This window comes from Pseudomonas sp. P7779 (assembly GCF_013386315.1).
Classification (GTDB): Bacteria; Pseudomonadota; Gammaproteobacteria; order Pseudomonadales; family Pseudomonadaceae; genus Aquipseudomonas.
Map to the genome: position 1 here is coordinate 46,664 of NZ_JACARZ010000015.1, position 24,123 is coordinate 70,786.

At 60.9% G+C, this 24,123-nt stretch carries 18 protein-coding genes; 11 read left to right on the plus strand and 7 right to left on the minus strand.

Annotated features, from left to right (window positions below; translation table 11 throughout):
- Positions 1 to 103: 103 nt before the first annotated feature.
- Positions 104 to 559, minus strand: a complete 456-nt coding sequence (locus HX869_RS04930; protein WP_003218007.1) for a tRNA (cytidine(34)-2'-O)-methyltransferase — start codon at positions 557 to 559, stop codon at positions 104 to 106.
- Between HX869_RS04930 and HX869_RS04935 the strand changes: the two genes are divergently transcribed.
- Entirely contained in the window at positions 558 to 998 is a 441-nt protein-coding gene (locus HX869_RS04935; RefSeq protein ID WP_003218005.1) for a hypothetical protein, read from the plus strand. The genes HX869_RS04930 and HX869_RS04935 overlap by 2 nt on opposite strands.
- A gap of 624 nt (positions 999 to 1,622) precedes the next feature.
- On the opposite strand, the gene ntrC is transcribed toward HX869_RS04935, so the two are convergent.
- The 4 genes from ntrC to glnA form a co-directional block, all read right to left on the minus strand.
- Entirely contained in the window at positions 1,623 to 3,059 is a 1,437-nt protein-coding gene (ntrC, locus tag HX869_RS04940) for a nitrogen regulation protein NR(I) (protein ID WP_003218003.1), read from the minus strand.
- Positions 3,056 to 4,141 (minus strand): nitrogen regulation protein NR(II), encoded by a 1,086-nt coding sequence (gene glnL, locus HX869_RS04945; protein ID WP_003218001.1) that lies wholly within the window; start codon positions 4,139 to 4,141, stop codon positions 3,056 to 3,058. The genes ntrC and glnL overlap by 4 nt, the downstream gene beginning before the upstream one ends.
- 392 nt (positions 4,142 to 4,533) lie before the next feature.
- On the minus strand, positions 4,534 to 5,070 hold the full coding sequence (locus HX869_RS04950; protein ID WP_178902819.1) for a chorismate mutase: 537 nt from the start codon (positions 5,068 to 5,070) through the stop codon (positions 4,534 to 4,536).
- A 189-nt stretch (positions 5,071 to 5,259) separates the two neighbouring features.
- The gene (glnA, locus tag HX869_RS04955) at positions 5,260 to 6,666 is read right to left on the minus strand and encodes a glutamate--ammonia ligase (RefSeq protein WP_003217999.1); all 1,407 of its coding nucleotides are present in this window, start codon (positions 6,664 to 6,666) and stop codon (positions 5,260 to 5,262) included.
- 333 nt (positions 6,667 to 6,999) lie between these two features.
- Here glnA and thiI point away from each other — a divergent pair, with 333 nt between their 5' ends.
- Together thiI and typA are read left to right on the plus strand one after the other, a co-directional pair.
- A complete protein-coding gene (gene thiI, locus HX869_RS04960; protein ID WP_023659343.1) occupies positions 7,000 to 8,454 on the plus strand; it encodes a tRNA uracil 4-sulfurtransferase ThiI in 1,455 nt (484 codons plus the stop codon).
- A gap of 139 nt (positions 8,455 to 8,593) precedes the next feature.
- Positions 8,594 to 10,414: a translational GTPase TypA gene (gene typA, locus HX869_RS04965; protein ID WP_003217997.1), complete on the plus strand. Its 1,821-nt coding sequence runs from the start codon at positions 8,594 to 8,596 to the stop codon at positions 10,412 to 10,414.
- Between the two features lie 204 nt (positions 10,415 to 10,618).
- Here the strand turns inward: typA and HX869_RS04970 are convergent, their stop codons facing one another.
- Positions 10,619 to 11,053, minus strand: coding sequence for a YkgJ family cysteine cluster protein (locus tag HX869_RS04970; RefSeq protein ID WP_003217996.1), 435 nt, complete (start codon positions 11,051 to 11,053; stop codon positions 10,619 to 10,621).
- Between the two features lie 235 nt (positions 11,054 to 11,288).
- Here HX869_RS04970 and HX869_RS04975 point away from each other — a divergent pair, with 235 nt between their 5' ends.
- The 6 genes from HX869_RS04975 (at position 11,289) to HX869_RS05000 (ending at position 20,919) form a co-directional block, all read left to right on the plus strand.
- The gene (locus HX869_RS04975; RefSeq protein ID WP_003217995.1) at positions 11,289 to 13,739 is read left to right on the plus strand and encodes a glycogen/starch/alpha-glucan phosphorylase; all 2,451 of its coding nucleotides are present in this window, start codon (positions 11,289 to 11,291) and stop codon (positions 13,737 to 13,739) included.
- A gap of 170 nt (positions 13,740 to 13,909) precedes the next feature.
- Positions 13,910 to 17,446 carry a DUF2339 domain-containing protein gene (locus HX869_RS04980; RefSeq protein WP_178902820.1) on the plus strand — a complete coding sequence of 1,179 codons (3,537 nt, stop codon included), beginning with the start codon at positions 13,910 to 13,912 and terminating at the stop codon, positions 17,444 to 17,446.
- Positions 17,446 to 18,801, plus strand: a complete 1,356-nt coding sequence (locus HX869_RS04985) for a DUF3999 domain-containing protein (RefSeq protein WP_177054018.1) — start codon at positions 17,446 to 17,448, stop codon at positions 18,799 to 18,801. Before HX869_RS04980 ends, HX869_RS04985 begins: the two co-directional genes overlap by 1 nt.
- A 107-nt stretch (positions 18,802 to 18,908) precedes the next feature.
- Positions 18,909 to 19,919 (plus strand): class 1 fructose-bisphosphatase, encoded by a 1,011-nt coding sequence (locus HX869_RS04990; protein ID WP_003217989.1) that lies wholly within the window; start codon positions 18,909 to 18,911, stop codon positions 19,917 to 19,919.
- Positions 19,920 to 20,062: 143 nt separating this feature from the next.
- The gene (locus HX869_RS04995) at positions 20,063 to 20,317 is read left to right on the plus strand and encodes a hypothetical protein (RefSeq protein ID WP_003217986.1); all 255 of its coding nucleotides are present in this window, start codon (positions 20,063 to 20,065) and stop codon (positions 20,315 to 20,317) included.
- A gap of 32 nt (positions 20,318 to 20,349) precedes the next feature.
- Entirely contained in the window at positions 20,350 to 20,919 is a 570-nt protein-coding gene (locus HX869_RS05000) for a lipocalin family protein (RefSeq protein WP_003217984.1), read from the plus strand.
- A gap of 129 nt (positions 20,920 to 21,048) precedes the next feature.
- Here HX869_RS05000 and HX869_RS05005 read toward each other — a convergent pair whose 3' ends face one another.
- On the minus strand, positions 21,049 to 22,413 hold the full coding sequence (locus HX869_RS05005) for a formimidoylglutamate deiminase (protein ID WP_003217982.1): 1,365 nt from the start codon (positions 22,411 to 22,413) through the stop codon (positions 21,049 to 21,051).
- Between the two features lie 78 nt (positions 22,414 to 22,491).
- Here HX869_RS05005 and hutC point away from each other — a divergent pair, with 78 nt between their 5' ends.
- Both hutC and HX869_RS05015 read left to right on the plus strand, forming a co-directional pair.
- Positions 22,492 to 23,271 (plus strand): histidine utilization repressor, encoded by a 780-nt coding sequence (gene hutC, locus HX869_RS05010; RefSeq protein WP_173406113.1) that lies wholly within the window; start codon positions 22,492 to 22,494, stop codon positions 23,269 to 23,271.
- Positions 23,268 to 23,828, plus strand: a complete 561-nt coding sequence (locus HX869_RS05015; RefSeq protein ID WP_003217978.1) for a HutD family protein — start codon at positions 23,268 to 23,270, stop codon at positions 23,826 to 23,828. The genes hutC and HX869_RS05015 overlap by 4 nt, the downstream gene beginning before the upstream one ends.
- Positions 23,829 to 24,123 lie beyond the last annotated feature (295 nt).

The window sequence follows — 24,123 nt, forward strand, 5'->3', positions numbered from 1 at the left end:
GTGGGAGCGGGCTTGCTCGCGAATGCGGTACTTCAGTCGATATCTTCGTTGACTGGCACTCCGCTTTCGCGAGCAAGCCCGCTCCCACATTCGTTATGCAGTGTTACTTGAACCCCAGTTGCCGCCAACCTTCGTAAACCGCGACGGCCACGGTGTTGGACAGGTTCAGGCTGCGGCAGCCTTCGCGCATCGGCAGGCGCAGGCGGTGGCCGTCGGGCAGGGCGTCCAGCACGTCTGCCGGCAGGCCGCGGCTTTCCGGGCCGAACAGGAAGGCGTCGCCTTCGGCAAAGCTGGCATCATGGAACGGCCGCGAACCCTTGGTGGTAAACGCGAACAACCGTGGGTGGTTCAGGCTTTCCAGGCAGCTGGCAAGGTCGGCATGGCGTTGCAGGGTGGCGTACTCGTGGTAGTCCAGCCCGGCGCGGCGCAGGCGCTTGTCGTCCATGTCGAAACCCAGGGGCTCGATCAAATGCAGGTGGCAGCCACTGTTGGCGCACAGCCTGATAACGTTGCCGGTATTCGGCGGAATTTCTGGTTGAAAAAGGATGACGTGAAACATGCACGGCTCCGAAGGCAAAGATGCGCTGCATTCTACCCCTGAAGAAGACCCCAGGCCGAAGCTATTGCCACGGGTTTTAGGCTCGTTGGCGATTGTCGGCTTGATGGTAGGCCTGATGATCGGCCGGCTGACCACGCCAGACCCGGTTGAGCTGCAGCAGGTAGAGCCCGCCGCCGATGGCCTGGTGGTGTGGTTCAACAGCGAACCCAAGCTGCACGGCGAGCATATCGACGGCACCGTGGCGCTGCTGTTCGATGCGCTTGGCAAGGCCCAGGGCGGCCAATTGAAGGTCAATGACAAGGATGTGAACTGGCGCGTACGCAAGACCGATGGCGGCTTGCTGCTGAACCTGGTGGCGGCTCGGCCGTTGCGCGGGGAGTGGTCGGGAGAGAAGGCCGATGGACGCTGGCGGGTGGAGATCCATCTCCAGGAGCAATAAAAGAGGGAATCCCCGGCCTGCCTGTACCAAGGTTCCCAAAACGGGCTGGGGCTATGGGCGCGTTGCCTCATAAGCCCCGGGTGTAAAGAAGGGAGTTCCCGGCCTGCCTGTACCAGGGCTCCCAAAACGGGGTGAAGCCAAAGGCTTCGGTGTTAAAGAGGGAATCCCCGGCCTGCCTGTACCGAGGTTCCCGAAACGGGTGTGGGGCGCGACGCAATCCGCATCAAGCACCCCGGGTGTTAAAGAGGGGATTCTCGGCCTGCCTGTACCAAGGTCCCCGAAACTGGGTAGTGACAGGGTTATTGCAGGGCGCGTGCCAGAATTGCGAAGTGGCGCCAAAAAATTTCTTCAGAAAGCGCAAAGCCCCGGAATACGGGGCTTTGGCTTTTTTGGGTTTTAATATTTTCTTAACAAGGCATGGGTTTCAGGCGTTGGATAAGTGCGCGATGCCGGTTCGTGGTGCATTGAAGCGGTGCACAGTGCTGAAACCTTGTGGAGATCCAAATGTGGGAGCGGGCTTGCTCGCGAAGGCGGCGCGTCAGTCGATACGTATGTTGACTGAACCATCGCCTTCGCGAGCGAGCCCGCTCCCACACTGGATCTTCGGTGTACTTGAGGGATCAATCAGCCTTCATCGCCCTCATCATCATCCCCACCGTCAACCTTCATCCCCAGCTCCTTGATCTTGCGTGTCAGCGTATTGCGGCCCCAGCCCAGCAGCACGGCGGCGTCGCGACGACGTCCAGCGGTATGCTTGAGGGCGGTTTCGATCATGATCCGCTCGAAAGCCGGCACAGCGCTGTCCAGCAGGTTCGACTGGCCACGTGCCAGGGCCTGGTCGGCCCACTGGCGCAGCGCCTGCTCCCAGTTGGTCACCGGTGCCGAATCCTGCGGCAGGCTCAGCAGCTCAGGCGGCAGGTCGCTGATATGCACTTCGCGCCCCGAAGCCATCACCGTGATCCAGCGGCAGGTGTTCTCCAGCTGACGCACGTTGCCCGGCCATGGCAGGTTCTTCAGGTATTCCTCGGTCTCGCTTTTCAGCAGCTTCGGCTCGACGGCCAGCTCCTGGGCGGCGCGGCTGAGGAAGTGACGGGCCAGGGTCGGGATGTCCTCGCGACGGTCCGACATCCGTGGGATGTGGATGCGGATCACGTTCAGGCGGTGGAACAAGTCTTCACGGAATTTCCCGGCGTGCACCAGGGTTTCCAGGTTCTGGTGCGTCGCCGCGATGATACGTACGTCGACCTTGACCGGGGTGTGCCCGCCTACCCGATAAAACTCGCCGTCGGCCAGGACCCGCAGCAAGCGCGTCTGGGTGTCGGCCGGCATGTCGCCGATTTCATCGAGGAACAGCGTGCCGCCGTCGGCCTGTTCAAAACGGCCACGGCGCAGGTTGGCCGCACCGGTGAACGCGCCTTTTTCATGGCCGAACAGTTCCGACTCCATCAAGTCTTTCGGGATCGCCGCCATGTTCAGCGCAATGAACGGCGACGCCGCCCGTGGGCTGTGACGGTGCAGGGCGTGGGCCACCAGCTCTTTACCGGTACCCGACTCGCCATTGATCAGCACGGTGATGTTGGAGTGGCTCAAGCGCCCGATGGCGCGAAACACTTCCTGCATCGCCGGCGCTTCGCCGATGATTTCCGGGGTACGGGTCAGGGCCGGCGGGGCTTCCTGGTTCTGCTGTTCCTGGGCGTGCTGGTTGGCGCGTTTTACCAGCGCCACCGCTTCGTCCACGTCGAACGGTTTTGGCAGGTATTCAAAGGCGCCGCCCTGATAGGACGCGACAGCGCTGTCCAGGTCCGAGTGCGCGGTCATGATGATCACCGGCAGGCGCGGGTGCTGCTCGCGAATCCGCGCCAGCAAGTCCAGGCCACTGGCGCCGGGCATGCGGATGTCGGAGATGATCACATCGGGCTGCTGGCGAGCCAGGCGGCTCATCACCCCGTCGGCGCTGTCGAAGCTCTGGGTGGTCATGCCTTCCTGTTGCAAGGCTTTCTCCAGGACCCAGCGGATAGAACGGTCGTCATCGACGATCCAGACAGTTTCACTACGGCTCATGTCGATGGGGCTCCTTGTTCCAGTGGCAGAAAGATCGAGAAGGTGGTGTGACCGGGATGGCTCTCACATTCGATCAAACCCTGGTGCTGGCTGATGATGTTCTGGGTAATGGCCAGGCCGAGCCCGGTACCGTCCGGGCGGCCGCTGACCATTGGGAAAAAGATGGTTTCCTGCAGTTCTGCAGGGATGCCGGGGCCGTTGTCGATGATCTCGACCTTGGTCACCAGGCGATGGCGCACGTGGCCAATGGTGAACTGGCGCAGGGCACGGGTGCGCAGGCTGATGCGGCCCAGGCGCAGCTCGTTCTGGCTGCTGATGGCCTGCATGGCGTTGCGCACGATATTGAGCACCGCCTGGATCATCTGCTCGCGGTCGATCAATACGTCGGGAATGCTCGGGTCGTAGTCGCGCACCAAGGTGATGCAGCCCTGGCTTTCGGCCTCTACCAACTGGCAAACCCGCTCCAGCACTTCGTGCACGTTGGTCATTGCCAGCGACGGCAGCTTGTTGGAGCCGAGCATGCGGTCTACCAGGTTACGCAGGCGGTCGGCTTCCTCGATGATGACGTTGGTGTAGTCCTTGAGGTTTTCGTCCGGCAGCTCGCGGGCCAGCAGCTGTGCGGCACCGCGAATCCCGCCCAGGGGGTTCTTGATCTCATGGGCCAGGCCGCGCACCAGCATCTTGCTGGTTTCCTGCTTGGACAGCTGCGCCTCTTCCTTGGTGATGCGCAGCAGGCGATCGCGGGGATGCACCTCCAGCAGCAACAAGGTGGCGCCGTGGCTGAGGATCGGTGTTACCGCGTAGTCGACGGTGAGGGTCTGGCCGGTGAGGGCGGTGAGCATCGCTTCGCGCTTGGTGAACGGGTGCGCCTGCTCCACGGCCTGGCGCAACGAGCTCAAGGCCTCGGCCGACTCAGTGAACAGCTCACTGATGAATTGCCCATGGCTGCGCTGCCCGCTGATGGCCAGCAGCATCTCCGCCGCCGGGTTCATGTACTCAAGGCGCAGTTCGTCATTGAGCAGAATGGTCGCGGTGGTCAGGTTGTCGAGTAACAGGCGGTGCAGTGCGTCGCTGATGGTCATTAGGACCTCTTTTGGAGCAAGGCGCGGGCTTGAGGCACACGCTGATACAAGGAAAATGCAAAAACCAAACCAAAGCTCCGAAAAGAAGCGTTAAAGCCCTGAAATGGGGGCTTAAGGCGCGAAACTGTGGCGTTCTGCCAGCTTGGACGGGAAGTTTCGAACCAAAATGGGTTGCGTAAGTGGGAAGGGTGCAGCGTATCGCACCAATATAGTGCGGTTTTGAAAAGTCTGTTCAGGAAGCTGGTGGCAGCGACTGATTGGCTGAATGGGTCGGATCTAAATTGTGGGAGCGGGCTTGCTCGCGAAGGCTGCGTGTCAGTCATGCATATATCAACTGACACACCGCCTTCGCGAGCAAGCCCGCTCCCACATTTTTGATGGCGTTCGCAATTTTAGATTTTATAGAGGCACAGCTCGGCGGTGGCGCGGATCATTGCCAGCTGGTGCAGCGCGTCTTTGGCGGGTGCGCGATTGGCCTGGGCCAGCCATTGCGGGCATTGCGGGTTGGTGCGCTCCGGGGTGAAGTCCGCCAGCTGTTGCAGCAGGCGTTTTTGCAGCAGGTCCAGTTTAGGGCGGATCTGGCCGACCAGATCCGGGCGTGGGTCATTCGGCGCCTTGCCTTGCAGCTGCCAGTCGGAAAGGTGGGCGTACTGCACCAGTTTGTTCGCCTCGATCTGGGCCGAGAAAAACTGCTCGGCCTGTGCCGGTGCCAGTTTGTAGCTCGGCGCCTGGGCGACGACGCTGGCGATCACGTCCTGCTCCCGTGGGCGGTCTTCGACGGGCTTGTGGCTGTCCCATTTGCTCAGGGCCACCTGGTCGGCAATCGCCAGGCGTTCGGCAATGCTGTCGAGCAGCGGGGCGAGAGTGGGTGGTGCTGCGAATACATTGGCGCTGATGGCCAGCAAGATGAACCCAGTTTTGAGTTTCAAGGCAGAACCCTCTTCTGTAGGCGCGAGCTTGCTCGCGAAGGTCGTTAACGATAACGCGTAAGTATTGAAGAAATGCGGCGCCTTTGAATTTTTCGCGGGCAAGCCGGCTCCCACAGGGTTTTGCGGGCAAAAAAAAGACCTCCCGAAGGAGGCCTTTTTCATCACGCCACGTTAAGCAGCGCTACCGGATCAGCAGCTGTAGTACAGCTCGTATTCCAGTGGGTGTACGAAGGTGCGGACCTTGATTTCTTCTTCGCTTTTCAGGGCGATGTAGGCATCGATAAAGTCGTCGCTGAACACGCCGCCTTTGGTCAGGAACGCACGGCCCTTGTCCAGCTCTTCCAGGGCTTCTTTCAGGCTGCCGCATACTTGTGGGATCTCTTTGGCCTCTTCAGGCGGCAGGTCGTACAAGTTTTTGTCGGCGGCATCGCCAGGGTGGATCTTGTTCTGGATACCGTCCAGGCCGGCCATTACCAGGGCAGCGAAGGCCAGGTACGGGTTGGCTGCCGGATCCGGGAAACGGGCTTCGATACGGCGAGCGCGAGGGCTGGACACGTAAGGAATACGGATCGAAGCGGAACGGTTGCGAGCCGAGTAGGCGAGCATTACCGGAGCTTCGAAACCTGGGACCAGACGCTTGTAGGAGTTGGTCGATGGGTTGGTGAAGCCGTTCAGGGCCTTACCGTGCTTGATGATACCGCCGATGAAGTACAGGGCAGTGTCGGACAGGCCGGCATAACCTTCGCCAGCGAAGGTGTTCTTGCCTTCTTTGGCGATGGACAGGTGAACGTGCATACCCGAGCCGTTATCGCCGTACAGAGGCTTAGGCATGAAGGTAGCGGTACGGCCGTAGGCATCAGCCACGTTGTGTACGCAGTACTTCAGGGTCTGAACTTCGTCAGCCTTGGCAACCAGGGTGTTGAACTTCACGCCGATTTCGTTCTGGCCGGCAGTCGCCACTTCGTGGTGGTGAACTTCGATGACCAGGCCCATCTCTTCCATGGCGTTGCACATGGAGGTACGGATTTCGTGGTCGTGGTCGAACGGAGGAACCGGGAAGTAGCCGCCTTTGATACCTGGACGGTGGCCTTTGTTGCCGCCTTCCACGTCCTGGTCGGACATCCACGAACCTTGTTCGGAGAAGATCTTGAACATGGAGCCAGAGATGTCGGACTTGAACTTGACCGAATCAAAGATGAAGAATTCTGGTTCTGGACCTACGAATACGGTGTCGCCGATACCGGTCGACTTCAGGTATTCCTCGGCACGCTTGGCGATCGCACGTGGGTCACGGTCGTAGCCCTGCATGGTCGAAGGCTCGATCACGTCGCAGACGATGATCAAGGTTGGGTCTTCGGTGAACGGGTCGAGTACGGCAGTGCTGTCGTCCGGCATCAGGATCATGTCGGAAGCTTCGATGCCTTTCCAGCCGGCAATGGAGGAGCCGTCGAACATTTTACCTTCTTCGAAGAAGGCGTCATCCAGCGCGTCGCGAGCCGGCATGGTCACGTGGTGCTGAGTGCCTTTGGTGTCCGTGAAGCGCAGATCAATCCATTTGACGTCATGATCTTTGATGAGTTGAACCGACTTCGACATAGTGTCCTCCGGGTGGCTTCGGGCTGGGGTAGTGGAGTAGCCCTTAGAATGTGGGTGATGCCGGCGCGAATACTCGACCAAGGCAACCTGCCTCACAAGAGAGCAAATTGCATGCCAGTGCCCCGACATGGGTTTTTTGCCACAAAAACGCCCCTATAAAGGTGCAATCCGCTGAAACGGAAGAAATTGCGCACCGCAATGTAGCGCTTATTTTGGTTTATGACCCGTTTTGGTGCGCGAAAGGTCAGTTGCATATTAACTGGTTAAACCTTGAGCGATTTCCGCTATAATCCGCGCCCCCCTTTTTCGGCTGGGCCTGCGCGCGCTGTTTTCATGAAATTAATCGTTAAAGTCTTCCCCGAGATCACCATCAAGAGCCGACCGGTACGGATGCGTTTCATCCGTCAATTGGCCAAGAACATCCGTGCCGTGCTCCGCGATCTGGACCCGGCTGTGGTGGTGAATGGTGTGTGGGACAATCTCGAGCTGGAAACCCGCCTCACAGACCCCAAGGCCCTGAAGGACATGACCGAGCGCCTGAGCTGCGTGCCAGGCATCGCGCATTTCCTGCAGGTCGACGAGTACCCGCTGGGCGACTTCGACGACATCACCGAAAAGTGCAAGCAGCACTACGGCGATGTGCTGGCAGGCAAGGTGTTTTCAGTGCGTTGCAAACGCGCCGGCAAGCACCCGTTCAGCTCCATGGATGTCGAGAAATACGTGGGCAGCAAGCTGCGTCGCGAGTGCGGCGCTGCCGGAATTTCCCTGAAAGAGCCGCAAATTGAAGTGCGGATGGAAATTCGCGACCAACGGTTGTTTGTGATCCACAGCCAGCACGACAGCATCGGCGGCTACCCGCTGGGTGCCCTGGAACAGACCCTGGTATTGATGTCCGGCGGTTTCGATTCCACTGTCGCGGCCTACCAGATCATGCGCCGCGGGCTGATGAGCCACTTCTGCTTCTTCAACCTGGGCGGGCGTGCACACGAATTGGGCGTGATGGAAGTCGCGCATTACATCTGGAAGAAGTACGGCAGCTCGCAACGGGTGCTGTTTGTCAGCGTACCGTTCGAGGAAGTCCTGGGAGAAATTCTCGGGAAAGTCGATAACAGTCATATGGGCGTAGTATTGAAGCGTATGATGTTACGCGCTGCGTCCCGAATCGCGGATCGGCTGGAAATCGACGCACTGGTCACCGGTGAAGCGATTTCCCAGGTGTCCAGCCAGACCCTGCCGAACCTGTCGTTGATCGACTCTGTGACCGAGAAGCTGGTACTGCGCCCGCTGATCGCCAGTCACAAGCAAGACATCATCGACCTGGCGACCCAGATCGGCACGGCGGATTTCGCCAAGCACATGCCGGAATATTGCGGGGTCATCTCGGTGAACCCCAAGACCCACGCCAAGCGCAACCGCGTGGAGTACGAAGAACAACAGTTCGATATGGCGGTGCTCGAGCGTGCGCTTGAGAACGCCAAGCTGGTGCCGATCGATCGGGTTATCGACGAATTGGGCCAGGATTTGCAGATCGAAGAAGTCAGCGAGGCTCTGGCCGGTCAGATCATCATCGACATCCGTCACCCGGATGCCGCTGAAGACGAGCCGCTGGAAATTGCTGGCATCGACGTACAAACGCTGCCGTTCTATGCATTGAATGCGCGTTTCAAGGAACTGGATGACAGCCGTCAGTACCTGTTGTATTGCGACAAAGGCGTGATGAGTCGCCTGCATGCCCACCATTTGCTCAGTGAGGGGCATGCCAATGTGCGCGTTTATCGACCGAGCTAAGAGCCCGGGGCTGTTTGCCTGTGGCCTGCGTCACCGGCCCCCCGACTCTGCCGTCAAGCTGTAACGGCAAGGCCTGACTCTACTGTTAATCGCTGCCACGACCTGTCAGCACACCGAATCCTCTGATCGAGATACACAAGTGATCGAAAATCTACGCAACATCGCCATCATTGCTCACGTTGACCATGGTAAGACCACCCTGGTAGACAAACTCTTGCGTCAATCCGGCACCCTGGAGCGCAACGAGCTCAACGACGAGCGCGTGATGGACTCCAACGACCAGGAGAAAGAGCGCGGTATTACCATTCTGGCGAAAAACACCGCCATCAACTGGAACGGCTACCACATCAACATCGTGGATACCCCGGGCCACGCCGACTTCGGCGGCGAAGTTGAACGCGTAATGTCGATGGTTGACTCCGTTCTGCTGCTGGTTGACGCTCAAGACGGCCCTATGCCGCAAACCCGTTTCGTGACCAAGAAGGCTTTCGAAGCCGGCCTGCGTCCGATCGTGTGCATCAACAAGGTTGACCGTCCAGGCGCGCGTCCGGACTGGGTTCTGGACCAGATCTTCGACCTGTTCGACAACCTGGGTGCCACCGAAGAACAGCTGGACTTCAAAGTCGTTTACGCCTCGGCCCTGAACGGCATTGCCGGTCTGGAACACACCGACATGGCTGAAGACATGACCCCGCTGTACCAGTCGATCGTCGACAACGTACCGGCTCCGAAAGTTGACCGTGAAGGCCCGTTCCAGATGCAAATCTCGGCACTGGACTACAACAGCTTCCTGGGTGTTATCGGTGTTGGCCGTATCGCTCGTGGTAGCGTCAAGCCGAACACTCCGGTGGTCGCCATCGGCGCCGACGGCAAGAAGCGCAACGGTCGTATCCTGAAGCTGATGGGTCACCACGGCCTGCACCGCATCGACGTTGAAGAAGCGTTTGCCGGTGACATCGTGTGTGTGAGCGGTATGGACTCGCTGTTCATCTCCGACACCCTGTGCCAGCCGGACAACGTCGAGGCGATGAAGCCTCTGACCGTTGACGAGCCAACCGTTTCCATGACCTTCCAGGTAAACGACTCGCCTTTCTGCGGTAAAGAAGGCAAGTTCGTGACTTCCCGTAACATCAAGGAACGTCTGGACAAAGAGCTGCTGTACAACGTTGCTCTGCGCGTTGAAGAAGGCGACTCGGCTGACAAGTTCAAGGTTTCCGGCCGTGGTGAGCTGCACCTCTCGGTACTGATCGAAACCATGCGTCGCGAAGGCTTCGAAATGGGCGTTGGTCGTCCTGAAGTGATCATCCGTCAGGTTGACGGCGTGAAGCAGGAACCGTTTGAAAACGTCACCATCGACACCCCTGAAGAATCCCAGGGCAAGGTCATGGAAGAGATGGGCCTGCGTAAGGGCGACCTGACCAACATGGTGCCGGATGGCAAAGGCCGTGTGCGTCTGGAATACAACATCCCTGCTCGTGGTCTGATCGGTTTCCGTAACCAGTTCCTGACCCTGACCAACGGTGCTGGCATCCTGACCTCGATCTTCGATCGCTACGACACCATGAAGTCCGGCGACATGTCCGGTCGTCAGAACGGTGTTCTGGTATCGGTAGAAACCGGCAAGGCGCTGACCTACTCCCTGGAAACCCTCCAGGCGCGTGGCAAGCTGTTCGTTGAACACGGTCAAGAGATCTACAACGGTCAGATCGTTGGCCTGAACAGCCGTGACAACGACATGGGCGTCAACCCAACCAAAGGCAAGAAGCTCGACAACATGCGTGCTTCGGGTAAAGACGAAACCATCGCTCTGGTTCCACCTGTTCGCTTCACCCTGGAACAGGCTCTGGAATTCATCCAGGACGACGAGCTGTGCGAAGTTACGCCTAAGTCGATCCGCCTGCGTAAGAAGATCCTGGACGAAGGCGAGCGTACCCGCGCTGCCAAGAAAGCCAAGAACTGAGTTAACTCAGGCTGAATGAAAAACGCCCCCGGTCGAAAGGCCGGGGGCGTTTTTTTATGCCTGCAATATCTGTAGTGACTGTGCGGGCCCCTTCGCGAGCAAGCCCGCTCCCACATTCGACCGCGTTTTTTCAGGATGAATGAGGTCAAGTGTGGGAGCGGGCTTGCTCGCGAAAGCGGTAGTTCAAGCAATAAAGAATCTGGATCAGAACTTGTCGAGGGTCTTGAACCTGGTCTCGCGCACCACTTCCTTCGGCTTGTACGCGCAATACCCCGGGCGCGGCCCGATTTTCGGGTGATTGCGGCAAGTATCCGGGCGCTTGTCATAAATAGTGCAGAAGCGGCTCTTACGATCCAGGTACAGGCAATCGTTGTTGCTCATGCGCTGCAGGGTGAAGATCTCGGATTTGGCGTTGAAGCGCTCGACGATGCCTTCCTTCTGCAAGCGCTTGGCGATGTTCTTCGGCGGGTCGCCACGCTCGAACTCATCGACGATGCCGATGCGGATCAGGTCCTTGATCTTCACCTCAACCGGCAGGGTGCAGCAGCTCGACACACAGCCGCCACACATATGGCTTGAGTATTTCTGCCAGGTCTCGAGACGGTCGAGTTCCGCGGCGGCGATCAGTTGAGGCTTCATCAGGTTTCCAAGAGGGGTGTTATCCGGCGCGGGATCATACCGGAACTGGTGGTTTTTTGAACAATATCTTCCAGCTTTCAGCTCGAAGGCTGTGCCGGGCCACAAACGGGCACGGCCCCTGCATCAAATTCCCGCAAAGGTGAATGAGTTAAAAAACTGCCGAACCAGAGCGTCTACCGTCTGTCAGACCGTCTAGGCTCTAGCAACTCCTTCTATCTCGCCCGAGGTCGCATCGATGTCTCAGGAACCGCTTGTACGAGAAGCAGAGGTAGCCGCATTTCGCGATGCCGTCTTGACCAAACTTACCTATGCGGTGGGCAAGGACCCCGACCACGCCTTCGACCACGATTGGTTCGAAGCCATCGCACTGGCCGCCCGCGACCACATGGTCGACCACTGGATGGACCACACGCGGCACATCTACCGCAAGGGACAGAAGCGGGTCTATTACCTCTCGCTGGAATTCCTGATCGGCCGTCTGCTCTACGACAGCCTGAGCAACCTTGGCTTGCTGGACGTGGCCCGTGAGGCCATGAGCGAGTTGGGTGTGGACATGGAGCGCATTCGCCTGCTGGAGCCCGACGCGGCCCTGGGCAACGGTGGCCTTGGCCGCCTGGCGGCCTGCTTCATGGAAAGCATGTCGACCCTGGGCATCGCCGGCCATGGCTATGGCATTCGGTATGAGCACGGGCTGTTTCGCCAGGCGATTGTCGATGGCTGGCAGCAGGAGCAAACCGAACGCTGGCTGGATTTCGGCAACCCCTGGGAGTTCGAGCGCGCCGAAGTGATCTACCCGATCGGCTTTGGCGGTGGTGTGGAAACCGTGCTGGACGCGTCCGGCAAGTCGATCCAGGTCTGGTCGCCGAATGAAACCGTACGCGCGGTGGCGTATGACACCCCGGTCGTCGGCTGGCGCGGCGCCAGCGTCAACACCCTGCGCCTGTGGCGCGCCCGGGCCGTCGAAGACCTGCACCTGGAGCGCTTCAACGCCGGTGACCACCTGGGCGCCGTCGCCGAAGTGGCCCGCGCCGAAAGCATCTCCCGAGTGCTTTACCCGGCCGACAGCACCGAAGCAGGGCAGGAGCTGCGCCTGCGCCAGGAGTACTTCTTCGTCTCCGCCTCGTTGCAGGATCTGCTGCGTCGCCACAAGAACATGCACGGCTCGGTATTGAGCCTGGGCGAGCACGCGGCCATCCAGCTCAACGACACTCACCCCTCGATCGCGGTGGCCGAGTTGATGCGTCAGTTGGTGGACCTGCACGACATCCCGTGGGATGCCGCCTGGGACGTCACCGTCGAAACCCTTTCGTACACCAACCACACCTTGCTCCCCGAGGCGTTGGAAACCTGGCCGGTCGGCCTGATGGAGCGCATGCTGCCGCGGCACATGCAGATCATCTACCTGATCAACGCCCAGCATATCGACTCGCTGCGGGCCAAGGGCATCCATGACTTCGACGTGCTGCGTGCCGTCTCGCTGATCGAAGAAGACAACGGTCGCCGCGTACGCATGGGCAACCTGGCGTTCCTCGGCTCCCACAGTGTCAACGGCGTATCCGGCCTGCACACTCAACTGATGCGCAGCACGGTGTTCTCCGAACTGCACAAGCTCTACCCGGACCGCATCAACAACAAAACCAACGGCATTACCTTCCGCCGCTGGCTGTACCAGGCCAACCCCAAGCTCACGGCGATGCTGGTGGAGGCACTGGGCCCGGACGTGCTGGATAACCCCGAACAGCGCCTGGCAGACCTGGAACCGTTTGCCGAGAAGCAAGCCTTTCGCAAGGCCTTCGCCGAACAGCGGCTGCACAGTAAGCGGGCACTGGCCGACATCATTCACGAGCGCCTGGGGATTTCGGTCAACCCGGCGGCGATGTTCGATGTGCAGGTCAAGCGGATCCACGAGTACAAGCGCCAGCTGCTGAACCTGATGCACACCGTCGCGCTGTACCAGGCGATCCGGGCCGAGCCGGGCACCGACTGGGTGCCGCGGGTGAAGATCTTCGCCGGCAAGGCCGCGGCCAGCTATCACCAGGCCAAGCTGATCATCAAGCTGACCAACGACATCGCCCGTACCGTCAACAACGACCCTACCGTGCGCGGGTTGCTCAAGGTGGTATTCCTGCCCAACTACAACGTCAGCCTGGCGGAAAGCATCATTCCGGCGGCCGACTTGTCGGAGCAGATTTCCACCGCTGGCTTTGAAGCCTCGGGCACCAGCAACATGAAATTCGGCCTCAACGGCGCGCTGACCATCGGCACCATGGACGGCGCCAACGTCGAGATGCACGAGCGCGTGGGTGCCGACCACATGTTCATCTTCGGCCTCAGCGCCCAGCAGGTGGAAGCGCGCAAACACGCGGGCGAGTTCAACGCCGGGCCAGAGATTGCCGCGTCCCATCGCTTGAATGATGTGCTGCAAGCGATTCGTGGCGGGGTGTTCTCACCGGATGATCCGGGCCGTTATGCCGGGTTGGTGGATTCGCTGATCGACTACGACCGCTTCCTGGTCTGTGCCGACTTCGATTCCTACTGGGATGCCCAGGCGCGGGTCGAGGCCCATTGGCACGACTCCAAGGAATGGTGGCGTTCGGCGGTGCTCAATACCGCGCGCATGGGCTGGTTCTCGTCGGACCGGACCATCCGCGAATACGCGACGGAAATCTGGAAAGCGTTGGATTAGACACTGCAATAAAAAATGTGGGAGCGGGCTTGCTCGCGAAAGCGCAGCGTCAGTCGACAAATTTGTGACTGATCCACCGCCTTCGCGAGCAAGCCCGCTCCCACATGGGGTCCGTGTCGATATACTGAGCATCGCCTTTGCCCGCTTCGGGCTGCTTAGGGATATCGACCATGCAATGGATTTTCATGCTGATTGGCCTGGTGCTCGGCTGGACACTCGACGAGTCGTTCAGTGATGCGGGCATTGGTGCGCTGCTCGGTTTGGGCATTGGCCAGGCGATCCGCCTGTCGATGCTCGCCTCGCGTACGGAGGAACAAGGCCGTCAGCTGGAGTCTGCCCGCAACGCCCTGAAAGTGGTCGAGCAACGCCTGGCCTTGCTGGAAAGGCCTGCCGCCGTTGAAACCGCCGGACCTGTGTTTGTCGAAGAGCCGCTGCCGGTAGCGGCGCCGCCTGAACTCGTCTGGGAATTACCCGCCGAACTGGAACCTGCCTACGCAAGTGTGGTGGCCGAACCCAGCCAGCCATTGCCGGCTGATGTGTGGCGGGCCGAACCGAGCGCGAAAATCCCTGAACAGCCTGCCGCGCCTGCGGTGCCTCGCGGCCCCAACTTTATCGAGCGCGCAATCAGCGGTGCCCGCAACTGGCTGTTCGGTGGCAACACCGTGCTGCGGGTCGGCGTGGTGTTGTTGTTCCTCGGCCTGGCCTTCCTGCTGCGCTATGCCACTGAAGGCATGGTGGTGCCAATCGAGTTGCGTTACGCAGGTGTCGCCGGTTGCGCATTGGCACTGCTGGGCCTGGGTTGGTGGCTGCGGCTGCGCAACAGTAATTACGGGTTGATGCTGCAGGGCACCGGCATTGCGGTGTTGTACCTCACGGTGTTCGCCGCGATGCGCCTGCACCCGCTGCTCGACCCCGGCGCGGCACTCGGCTTGCTGGTGGCGGTCACCGTTTTCTCGGCGATCCTGGCGATTACCCAGGACGCCCTCGGCCTGGCCTGCGCCGCTGCACTCGGCGGTTTTGCGGCACCGATCCTCACGTCCACCGGCGCCGGCAACCATGTGGCGCTGTTCAGCTATTTCGCCCTGCTCAACGCAGGCATTCTCGCCATCGCCTGGTTCAAGGCCTGGCGCCTGCTCAATTTGATCGGTTTTGTCGGCACCTTCGGCATCGGCTTCGCCTGGGGCATGCGCTCCTATACACCGGAGCTGCTGTGGAGCACCGAGCCGTTCCTGATTCTATTTTTCCTGATGTACCTGGGCATCGGCCTGTTGTTCGCCCGGCGCAAGTTGCTGGAGATGCGCGACGCGCCGGACGATGACAGCCGTGGCGCGTTGCTGCGCTGGTCGGCGGCCAAGGGCGATTATGTCGACGGCAGCATGCTGTTCGGTCCGCCGCTGGTGGGCTTCGGTTTGCAGTTTGCGCTGGTGCAGCACCTGGAATTTGCCGCTGCGTTCAGCGCGCTGGCCCTGGGCATCATCTATATGGGCCTGGCTCGTTTGCTGAGTGGCGGGCGCGCCTTGCTGCTGGCGGAAACCTGCCTGGCGCTGGGTGTGATCTTCGCCAGCCTGGCGATTCCGTTGGGCCTCGACGCACGCTGGACCGCGGCGGCCTGGGCCGTGGAAGGCGCCGGGATTTTCTGGCTCGGCCTGCGTCAGCAGCGGCCTTTGGCGCGGGCGTTTGGCTTGCTGTTGCAAGTCGGTTCGGCGCTGGCGTTCCTCAGCGAATTGCGCATTGGCGAGACCAGCCTGCTGGACGGTGCACCCTTGGGTGCGTTGTTGCTGGGGGCGGCCTTGCTGTTCAGTTTCGACCAATTGCGCAAGGCGCCGGTGGAGCACGCGGCGCAGTGGGAGCGTCGAGGTTTGCCGGTATTGGCCAGTGTGGGCCTGGGCTTCTTGTACCTGCTCGCACCGTTGCTGCTGTGGACCCAAGGCACGGCCATCAGTTGGGCGCTTGCCGGTCTTGCGACCTTGCTGGTGGGCCTGCGCATCGGCTCGCGTACGTTCCTCTTCACCGCGTTTGCCGTGCAACTGCTGGGTGGTGCGCTGTTCCTGCTGCGCCTGCAAGCGGGTGCTGATTCAGGCGCGGTGTTCAGTGCGGGCTGGAGCGGCTTGCTCACCGCATCGCTGATTGGCCTGGCATTGATCGGCGGCATGCTGCTGGCCGCGCGGGACACCATGGTGCGCAGCGATGTGCGGTTGTTGCGTGGCCTGTCGGTGGTGTTGCTCGCCGGGTTGGTGCTGATCAACCTGGCGGTGCTGTTTGTGCTGCCGTGGGAGACCGCCAGCGGCGTGTGGGCGGCCAGTGGTTTGTTGATCATCTGGCTGAGCCTGTACCTGCAACAGCGCGTCAGTTTTGTCTTCGGGTTGTTGCTGCAAGTGATCGGCGGCGCTTCGTTCCTGATCGCGGTGCCGGACCTGCTCGGGCCGCTGACCAGCGAAGGCTTGCGTCCTTTGGGCCATAGCGGTTTCTGGACGCCAATGGTGCTCGGGCTGGCGGCGCTGGTCGGTGCCTGGCGCTTGCAGCGCAGGCCTCATGCGCCGGTGTTCGAGGCGTTGAGTTTGCAGCGGCTGTCCGACGTGCTGCTGGTGTGGGGTGCGGGTTGGTGGACGCTGGCGTTGGTCAGCGAAGTGCTGCGTTTTGCACCGTCGATGCTGCAAGGCACCTGGCTGTTGGCGGTAGCGGCGGTGAGTGTGGCGATCTGGGCGGTATTGGCCCTGAGGCTGCAATGGGCGTCGCTGGGCTTGCTGTGCACGCTGTTGATGCCGGCGGTGGGCGTGGTGTTGCTGGGCGCGTGGGGCTCGCGTTATCACCCGGCGGCGAACTTCGCCTGGCTGGCATGGGCAGCGGTGTTTGCGGTGCACTTCGTGTCGCTGCGACGCCTGGCTTCGGTCATTCCGGAGAAAGCCCTGGGCGCCGCGCATGTGCTTGGTTGCTGGCTGCTGATCGGCGTGCTGGCGCTGGAGCTGCGCTACGGCCTGTTGCTGCTGTCCGAGGAATACAACGCCTGGCGCTGGCTGGGCTGGGCGATCCTGCCGAGCCTATACCTGGTGCTGGCCGCCGCGCCACGCAGTTGGCCGTGGCCGGTGTCGGCGTACCCGCGCGAGTACCGGTTGTATGCCGCGTTGCCGCTGGCGGTGTTGATGCTCGGCTGGTTCTGGCTGGCGAATATCTTCAGCGACGGCACCGCCGAGCCGCTGCCGTATGTGCCGCTGCTTAACCCGCTGGATATTGGATTGCTATTCGCGCTGTTGGGTGTGTACCTGTGGTCCCGCAGTGCCGCACCGCAACGCGGGCCGCGCGCCGAACTGGTCGCCCAGGCGGTCTCCGGTGTCTCGTTGTTCGCCTTCTTCACTGCGCTGGTGATGCGCACGGCTCATCACTGGGGTGGCGTGCCGTTCCATCTGGATGCGTTGCTGGAGTCGATGCTGGTGCAGGCCGGGCTGTCGATAGTGTGGACCCTGATTGCCCTGAGCCTGATGATCGGCGGCCATCTGCGTCACCGGCGTGAGGTGTGGCTGATCGGTGCGGCATTGATTGCCGTGGTGGTGGCCAAATTGTTCTTCGTCGAATTGAGCAACCGTGGCGGGCTGGCGCGGATCGTATCGTTTATCGGTGTGGGCGGGCTGTTGCTGGTGGTGGGCTATTTCGCCCCGCTGCCCCCCAAGCGCCCCGAGCCGGTGGTTGAAACTGAAGGAGTGGCTTCTTGATGGGCAAGTTGAGTGTGGCGCTGTTGGGGTTGTGCACGACGTTATCGGCCTGGGCCCAGGAGACGCCCGCCGATTTCACCACGCGGGTGCCGCTGACGGTCAGTGGCGAAGGCCCGTGGTACCGCCTGGAACTGCCGCTGGCGGTGCAATTGAGCGCCCGTCAGGCCGACCTGGGTGATGTGCGGGTGTTCAACGCCGCTGGCGAGCCCCAGGCTTACGCACTGGCGCGGCAGTCGGCGCAAAGCACCGAAAGCCGCAGCCTGTCCAACGTGAAGTGGTTCCCGTTGTACGCTGCGGCTGACTCCTCCGAAGCCGTGCCCAGCGTGCGTGTGCAATCCACGTCCACCGGCACGCTGGTGCAAGTGCAGCCGCCGAGCCAACTGGAGGCCGGCGAAGAAGTGCTGCGCGGCTGGCTGCTCGATGCGAGTGCGATCAAGGCCCCGTTGCAGCAACTGATCCTCGACTGGACGAGCGAGCGCGACGGCTTCCAGCGTTTCAGCATCGAAGCCAGCGACGACTTGCAGCACTGGCGCGCCTGGGGCGAAGGGCAGGTGGCGCGGTTGTCGTTTGCCGATGAGCGCGTCGAGCAGCATGAAGTGAGTTTGCCGGGGCAGTCGGCGCGGTATCTGCGTCTGCTGTGGAAAGGCCAGGCGGCACCGGCGCTGACGTCGGCGCAGTTGGAGAGTGTCAGCGCCCACAACCTGCCGTTGCCGCTGGTGTGGTCGCAGCCGTTGTCGGGCAGCCGGCTCAAGGCCGGGGAATACAGCTGGCAGTTACCCAACGCACTGAACGTCGAACGCTTGCGAATCGACTTGAGCCAACCCAACAGCCTGGCGCCGGTCACCTTGTCGGGCCGCCGGGAAAGTAATCAGGCCTGGCAGCCCATGAGCAGCGGTTTGCTCTACCGGTTGACACAAAATGGCCAGGACGTTTTACAGAACGAACTGCAGTTGCCGGGCCAGGCTGTTGCGCAGCTCAAGCTCGACGTGGACGAGCGTGGTGGTGGCCTGGGCGTGGAGGCGCCGACCTTGAGCTTTGCGGTGCGGGCCACGCAGTTGGTGTTCCTGGCGCGGGGCGAGCCACCGTTCACCCTTGTGCTCGGCAATCCGTCGGTGAAAGGCGCGAACTTGCCGCTGTCGACCCTGATTCCGGACTACAGCGCCGAACGCCTCGCGGGGCTTGGGCAGGCCAAGGTGGCGGGCGAGGCGGTGGTTACATCGGCTGCGGTCGCGGCCCCGGTTGATGCCGGGCCGAACTGGAAAAAGCTCGGTCTTTGGGCCGTGCTGCTGCTCGGTGTGGCGGCCCTGGGCGCCATGGCCTACAGTTTGCTGCGCAAGCCACCGGTGGCACGTTAAATAAAGTCCATGAACTCTATTGGGTTTAAATCCTCTGATAGGAGGAAATACGCCCCGACTCGCGTTAAACTGCGCGGGTTTTTAGCCCCCCATTTCCGGAGCCTTCCATGTCCCGCGTTACCCTGAGTCGCTATTTGATCGAGCAGACCCGCAGCAACAACACGCCTGCCGATCTGCGCTTCCTTATCGAAGTGGTGGCGCGTGCTTGCAAGGAAATCAGCCACGCCGTGTCCAAAGGCGCGCTGGGTGGTGTCCTGGGCAGCATGGGCACTGAAAACGTACAAGGCGAAGTGCAGAAGAAGCTTGACGTGATCTCCAACGAAATCCTGCTCGAAGCCAACGAGTGGGGCGGTCACCTGGCCGGCATGGCGTCCGAAGAAATGGACAATGCCTACCAGATCCCGGGCAAATACCCGAAAGGCGCGTACCTGCTGGTATTCGACCCGCTGGACGGTTCGTCGAACATCGACATCAACGCGCCAGTCGGCACCATCTTCTCGGTACTGCGTTGCCCGAACGAATACCTGAGCCAGAACGAAGCCCTGAACGAAAAGGCCTTCCTGCAGCCGGGCACCGAGCAGGTAGCTGCCGGTTACGCGATCTACGGCCCACAGACCATGCTGGTGCTGACCCTGGGCGACGGCGTCAAGGGCTTCACCCTGGACCGCGAAATGGGCAGCTTCGTGCTCACCCATGAAGACATCACCATTCCTGCGTCCACCCAGGAATTTGCAATCAACATGTCCAACCAGCGTCACTGGGAAGAGCCGGTTACCCGCTATGTAGGCGAGTTGATGGCCGGCGAAGAAGGCCCGCTGAAGAAGAACTTCAACATGCGCTGGGTGGCTGCGATGGTTGCCGACGTGCACCGCATCCTGACCCGTGGTGGCCTGTTCATGTACCCACGCGACAGCCGCGAGCCGTCCAAGCCGGGCAAGCTGCGCCTGATGTACGAAGCCAACCCGATGTCGTTCCTGGTTGAACAGGCGGGCGGTGCGTCCACCGACGGCCACCAGCGCATCCTCGACATCCAGCCTGAAGGCCTGCACCAGCGCGTAGCGGTGTTCCTGGGTTCGAAGGAAGAAGTTGAGCGTGTGACCGGCTACCACAAGGCGTAAGTCCTTGCGGTAAGCAAAAGCCCCGAAACGTTTCAGCGTTTTCGGGGCTTTTTTGTTTTCGCTCGTCGGGAACCAGACACCTCTTTTCCCTTCTAAGCTTCTGGCAGACCCCCAAGCTGCTTCGTCTCTCCAGGAGTTTTTCCATGTCGTTACGCCGTCTCGCCCTGTTGTCGTTTTGCGTGCTTCTGGCCGCTTGCAGCAAGGTCACTCAAGAAAATTACGCAAAACTGTCGGCCGGCATGCCAAAGGCCGAGGTGGAGTCGTTGTTGGGCAAGCCGACTGATTGTTCTGGCGCGCTGGGTATGTCCAGTTGCACCTGGGGCGATAAAAACAGCTTTATCAGCGTGCAATATGCCGGTGACAAAGTACTGATTTTTTCCGGGCAAGGCCTGAAGTAAACCGGGGCGAAAGCCTGCGGGAGAAAAACAACATGATGCGTTTCGTTCTATACCTCTGCGCCAGCCTGTTTTTGGCGGGCTGCGCCAGCCATTCTGGCGATGATCTGCAACCCAAGACTGTTGGCAGCGTCAACCTCAAGCGTTACCAGGGCACCTGGTATGAGCTGGCCCGTTTGCCGATGTACTTCCAGCGCAATTGTGCGCAGTCCGAAGCCCGCTACACACTGTTGCCCGATGGCAACATGTCGGTGTTCAACCGCTGCCTGACCCCTGAGTGGAAGTGGCAGGAAGCCAAGGGCACCGCAACGCCGCAGGTCGCCGGCAAGACCGACAAACTGTGGGTCGAATTCAATAACTGGTTCACCTCGCTGTTGCCGGGCGTGGCCAAGGGCGATTACTGGGTGCTGTACGTCAGCGATGACTACAAGACCGCCATTGTCGGCAGCCCGAGCCGGCGCTACATGTGGTTGCTGTCGCGCACGCCGACGGTCAGCGCCGACACCCGCGAAGACCTGCTGAGCAGGGCGCGGCAGCAGGGGTATGACACCACGCGTTTGATCTGGCGTACGTCGGACAAGCAGATGGCGAAGACCTCGCAGTAATACGAAACAGCGCCAATCCAATGTGGGAGCGGGCTTGCTCGCGAAGGCGGTGTGACAGTCACCAGATGTATTGACTGATCCACTGCTTTCGCGAGCAAGCCCGCTCCCACATTTGTTATGTGTCGTCTGTCAGCCCAGCAAATCCCGCAAGACCTGGGTAAACGCCCGGCTGCTGTCTTCTTCGGCGGCGTGATGCCCGTCGCGCACCACCCACTTCCCGTTGACCAGCACGTCGCGCACCTGGCGATCACCACCGGCAAACAACCAGCGATTGAGGATCCCGTCTTCGTTCGCTGTCGCCAGGTACGGATCGTTGCCGTCCAGCACCAGCCAGTCCGCACGCTTGCCAACTTCCAGGCGCCCAATCGGCTGCCCCAACGCTTCGGCACCGCCGTCCAGCGCGGCATCGAACAGCGTACGCCCAACCATCGGCTGATCGCTGCGATACAGCCGGTTGCGCCGCTGGTCCCGCAGCCGCTGCCCATATTCCAGCCAGCGCAATTCTTCCACCACGCTCAGTGATACATGGCTGTCGGAACCAATCCCCATGCGCCCGCCCTGGGCCAGGAAGTCCACCGCCGGGAAAATCCCGTCGCCCAGGTTGGCTTCAGTGGTCAGGCACAACCCGGCAATCGCCCGGCTCCTGGCCATCAACGTCACTTCTTCCGGATTGGCGTGGGTGGCGTGCACCAGGCACCAGCGCTGATCCACTTCAACATGGTCATACAACCATTGCAGCGGGCGCTGGCCGCTCCAGGCCAGGCAGTCGTCGACTTCCTTCTGCTGCTCGGCGATGTGGATATGCACCGGGCACGCCTTGTCGCTGGCGGCCAGCACTTCGCTGATCTGTTGCGGTGTGACGGCGCGCAGCGAGTGGAAACACAGGCCCAGCCGTTGTGCCGGTTGCGCGGCCAGAATCGGTTGCAGGCGTGATTGCAGGCTCAGGTAATTTTCGGTGCTGTTGATAAAGCGGCGCTGGCCTTCATTGGGGGCCTGGCCGCCGAAACCGGAGTGGCTGTAGAGCACCGGCAACAACGTCAGGCCGATACCGCTGCTGGCGGCGGCCTGGCTGATTTGCCGCGACAGCTCCGCAGGGTCGGCATAGGGCTGGCCGCTGACGTCGTGGTGCACGTAGTGAAATTCGGCCACCGAGGTGTAGCCGGCCTTGAGCATTTCGATATACAACTGGTGCGCGATGACCTGCAACTGGTCGGGGCGGATCTTGCCGACCATCCGATACATCAGGTCGCGCCAGGTCCAGAAACTGTCATTCGGGTTGCCGGCCACTTCCGCCAGCCCGGCCATTGCGCGCTGGAAAGCGTGGGAATGCAGGTTCGGCATGCCCGCCAGCACGGGGCCCCTGAGCCGTTCGGCACCGTCTGCACTGGCATTGGGCTCAACCTTGGTCAGCAGGCCATCGGCGCTGACTTCAAGACGTACATCGTTGGCCCATCCATTAGGCAGCAGCGCGCGTTCGGCAAAGAAAGCGGACATGATTCAGGCACCCCGGTCGTGTGTTTATTTGTATATACATATACAGACGTTTGCCTGCTCGGTAAACTCCGGCAAGCTATGCTTCTTTTTCACCTACAAGGATTTCCTGTGTCGACTCCGCCCGCCAAGTCTCCACTGGCTGCCCACATGGACGAAAGTCCGGCGCCCTTGTATGCCCGCGTCAAACAGATGATCAGCCAGCAGATTCTCAACGGCAACTGGCCGCCGCATTATCGCGTGCCTTCGGAGAGCGAACTGGTCAACCAGTTGGGCTTCAGCCGCATGACCATCAACCGCGCCCTGCGCGAGTTGACTGCCGAAGGCCTGCTGGTACGCATGCAAGGTGTGGGCACCTTTGTCGCCGAGCCCAAGAGCCAGTCGGCGCTGTTTGAAGTGCACAACATTGCCGATGAGATCGCCTCCCGCGGTCATCGCCATACGTGCAAGGTCATTACCCTCGGGGAAGAAGCCGCCGGTTCCGAGCGCGCCGTCGCGCTGGAAATGCGCGAAGGCGGGCGGGTGTTCCACTCGTTGATCGTGCACTACGAAAACGACATTCCGGTGCAAATCGAAGACCGTTTCGTCAACGCCCTGGTAGCACCGGAATACCTGCAGCAGGATTTCACCCAGCAAACGCCCTATGCCTACCTCAACCAGGTGGCGCCGCTGACCGAAGGCGAGCACGTGGTCGAGGCGATCCTGGCCGACGCCGACGAATGCAAGCTGCTGCAAATCGAAACCAGCGAGCCGTGCCTGCTGATTCGCCGCCGCACCTGGTCTGGCCGCCAGCCGGTCACGGCCGCACGTTTGATCCACCCCGGTTCCCGTCATAGCCTGGAAGGACGTTTCAGTAAATGAGTTCGATGAAAGTCTGGCGCGCTACCGATTACATTCGCATGCCGTGGAAAAACGGCGGCGGCAGCACTGAAGAGATCACCCGTGACGCGGGGGAGGGCCTGGACGGTTTCGGCTGGCGCCTGTCGATTGCCGATATCGCCGAGTCGGGCGGGTTCTCCACCTTTGCCGGGTACCAGCGCATTATCACCGTGCTGCAAGGCTCGGGCATGGTGCTGACGGTGGATGGCGAGGAACAGCTCGGGTTGTTACCGCTGCAGCCATTCCCGTTCAAGGGTGACAGCCAGGTGTCCTGCCGCTTGATCGGCGGGCCGATCCGCGATTTCAACCTCATCTATTCGCCGCAGCGCTATCAAGCGCGGTTGCAATGGATGGACGGCACGCAGCGTTTCTTCAGTGCCGCGCACACCGTGCTGGTGTTCAGCGTGGCCGATGAAGTGAAGGTGCTCGGTGAGCGGCTGAACCGTCACGACTGCCTGCAACTGGACGGTAACACCGGCCTGCTGGACGTCAGCGTGACTGGCCGTTGCTGCGTTATCGAATTGACTGCCGCCGCCTGAACAGGTGGGGGGTTCTTCCCCCACATTTTGTTTCCCTCTTCCCGCACCAACTTGTTACCGAACGCCCCAGCATGGCGCAAAGCCCTGCCTCGATGACAAGTCTCCCGCACTGTAAAAATCCCCCGTAAGAAAATTCATCATGCTGCGAAGCCTTGTTTTCCAAGGCTTCCACCCTCGTCCCGGAAAAATCTTCAAACCTTGCGCGCAAAGTTGGCCGCTTGATTGCATATGCTTGTATGTACAAGTAAAGATGTGTGCGTAAGAGTCCATGAACATCCTCTTCGCACCCATCAAT

What these genes read in the sequence shown, in the direction of transcription:
- HX869_RS04935 (WP_003218005.1), top strand. Translation starts at nt 558, where the DNA reads ATGCACGGCTCCGAAGGCAAAGATGCGCTGCATTCTACCCCTGAAGAA.
- HX869_RS04930 (WP_003218007.1), bottom strand. Translation starts at nt 559, where the DNA reads ATGTTTCACGTCATCCTTTTTCAACCAGAAATTCCGCCGAATACCGGC.
- ntrC (WP_003218003.1), bottom strand. Translation starts at nt 3,059, where the DNA reads ATGAGCCGTAGTGAAACTGTCTGGATCGTCGATGACGACCGTTCTATC.
- glnL (WP_003218001.1), bottom strand. Translation starts at nt 4,141, where the DNA reads ATGACCATCAGCGACGCACTGCACCGCCTGTTACTCGACAACCTGACC.
- glnA (WP_003217999.1), bottom strand. Translation starts at nt 6,666, where the DNA reads ATGTCGAAGTCGGTTCAACTCATCAAAGATCATGACGTCAAATGGATT.
- thiI (WP_023659343.1), top strand. Translation starts at nt 7,000, where the DNA reads ATGAAATTAATCGTTAAAGTCTTCCCCGAGATCACCATCAAGAGCCGA.
- HX869_RS04970 (WP_003217996.1), bottom strand. Translation starts at nt 11,053, where the DNA reads ATGAAGCCTCAACTGATCGCCGCCGCGGAACTCGACCGTCTCGAGACC.
- HX869_RS04975 (WP_003217995.1), top strand. Translation starts at nt 11,289, where the DNA reads ATGTCTCAGGAACCGCTTGTACGAGAAGCAGAGGTAGCCGCATTTCGC.
- HX869_RS04980 (WP_178902820.1), top strand. Translation starts at nt 13,910, where the DNA reads ATGCAATGGATTTTCATGCTGATTGGCCTGGTGCTCGGCTGGACACTC.
- HX869_RS04985 (WP_177054018.1), top strand. Translation starts at nt 17,446, where the DNA reads ATGGGCAAGTTGAGTGTGGCGCTGTTGGGGTTGTGCACGACGTTATCG.
- HX869_RS04990 (WP_003217989.1), top strand. Translation starts at nt 18,909, where the DNA reads ATGTCCCGCGTTACCCTGAGTCGCTATTTGATCGAGCAGACCCGCAGC.
- HX869_RS04995 (WP_003217986.1), top strand. Translation starts at nt 20,063, where the DNA reads ATGTCGTTACGCCGTCTCGCCCTGTTGTCGTTTTGCGTGCTTCTGGCC.
- HX869_RS05000 (WP_003217984.1), top strand. Translation starts at nt 20,350, where the DNA reads ATGATGCGTTTCGTTCTATACCTCTGCGCCAGCCTGTTTTTGGCGGGC.
- HX869_RS05005 (WP_003217982.1), bottom strand. Translation starts at nt 22,413, where the DNA reads ATGTCCGCTTTCTTTGCCGAACGCGCGCTGCTGCCTAATGGATGGGCC.
- hutC (WP_173406113.1), top strand. Translation starts at nt 22,492, where the DNA reads ATGCTTCTTTTTCACCTACAAGGATTTCCTGTGTCGACTCCGCCCGCC.
- HX869_RS05015 (WP_003217978.1), top strand. Translation starts at nt 23,268, where the DNA reads ATGAGTTCGATGAAAGTCTGGCGCGCTACCGATTACATTCGCATGCCG.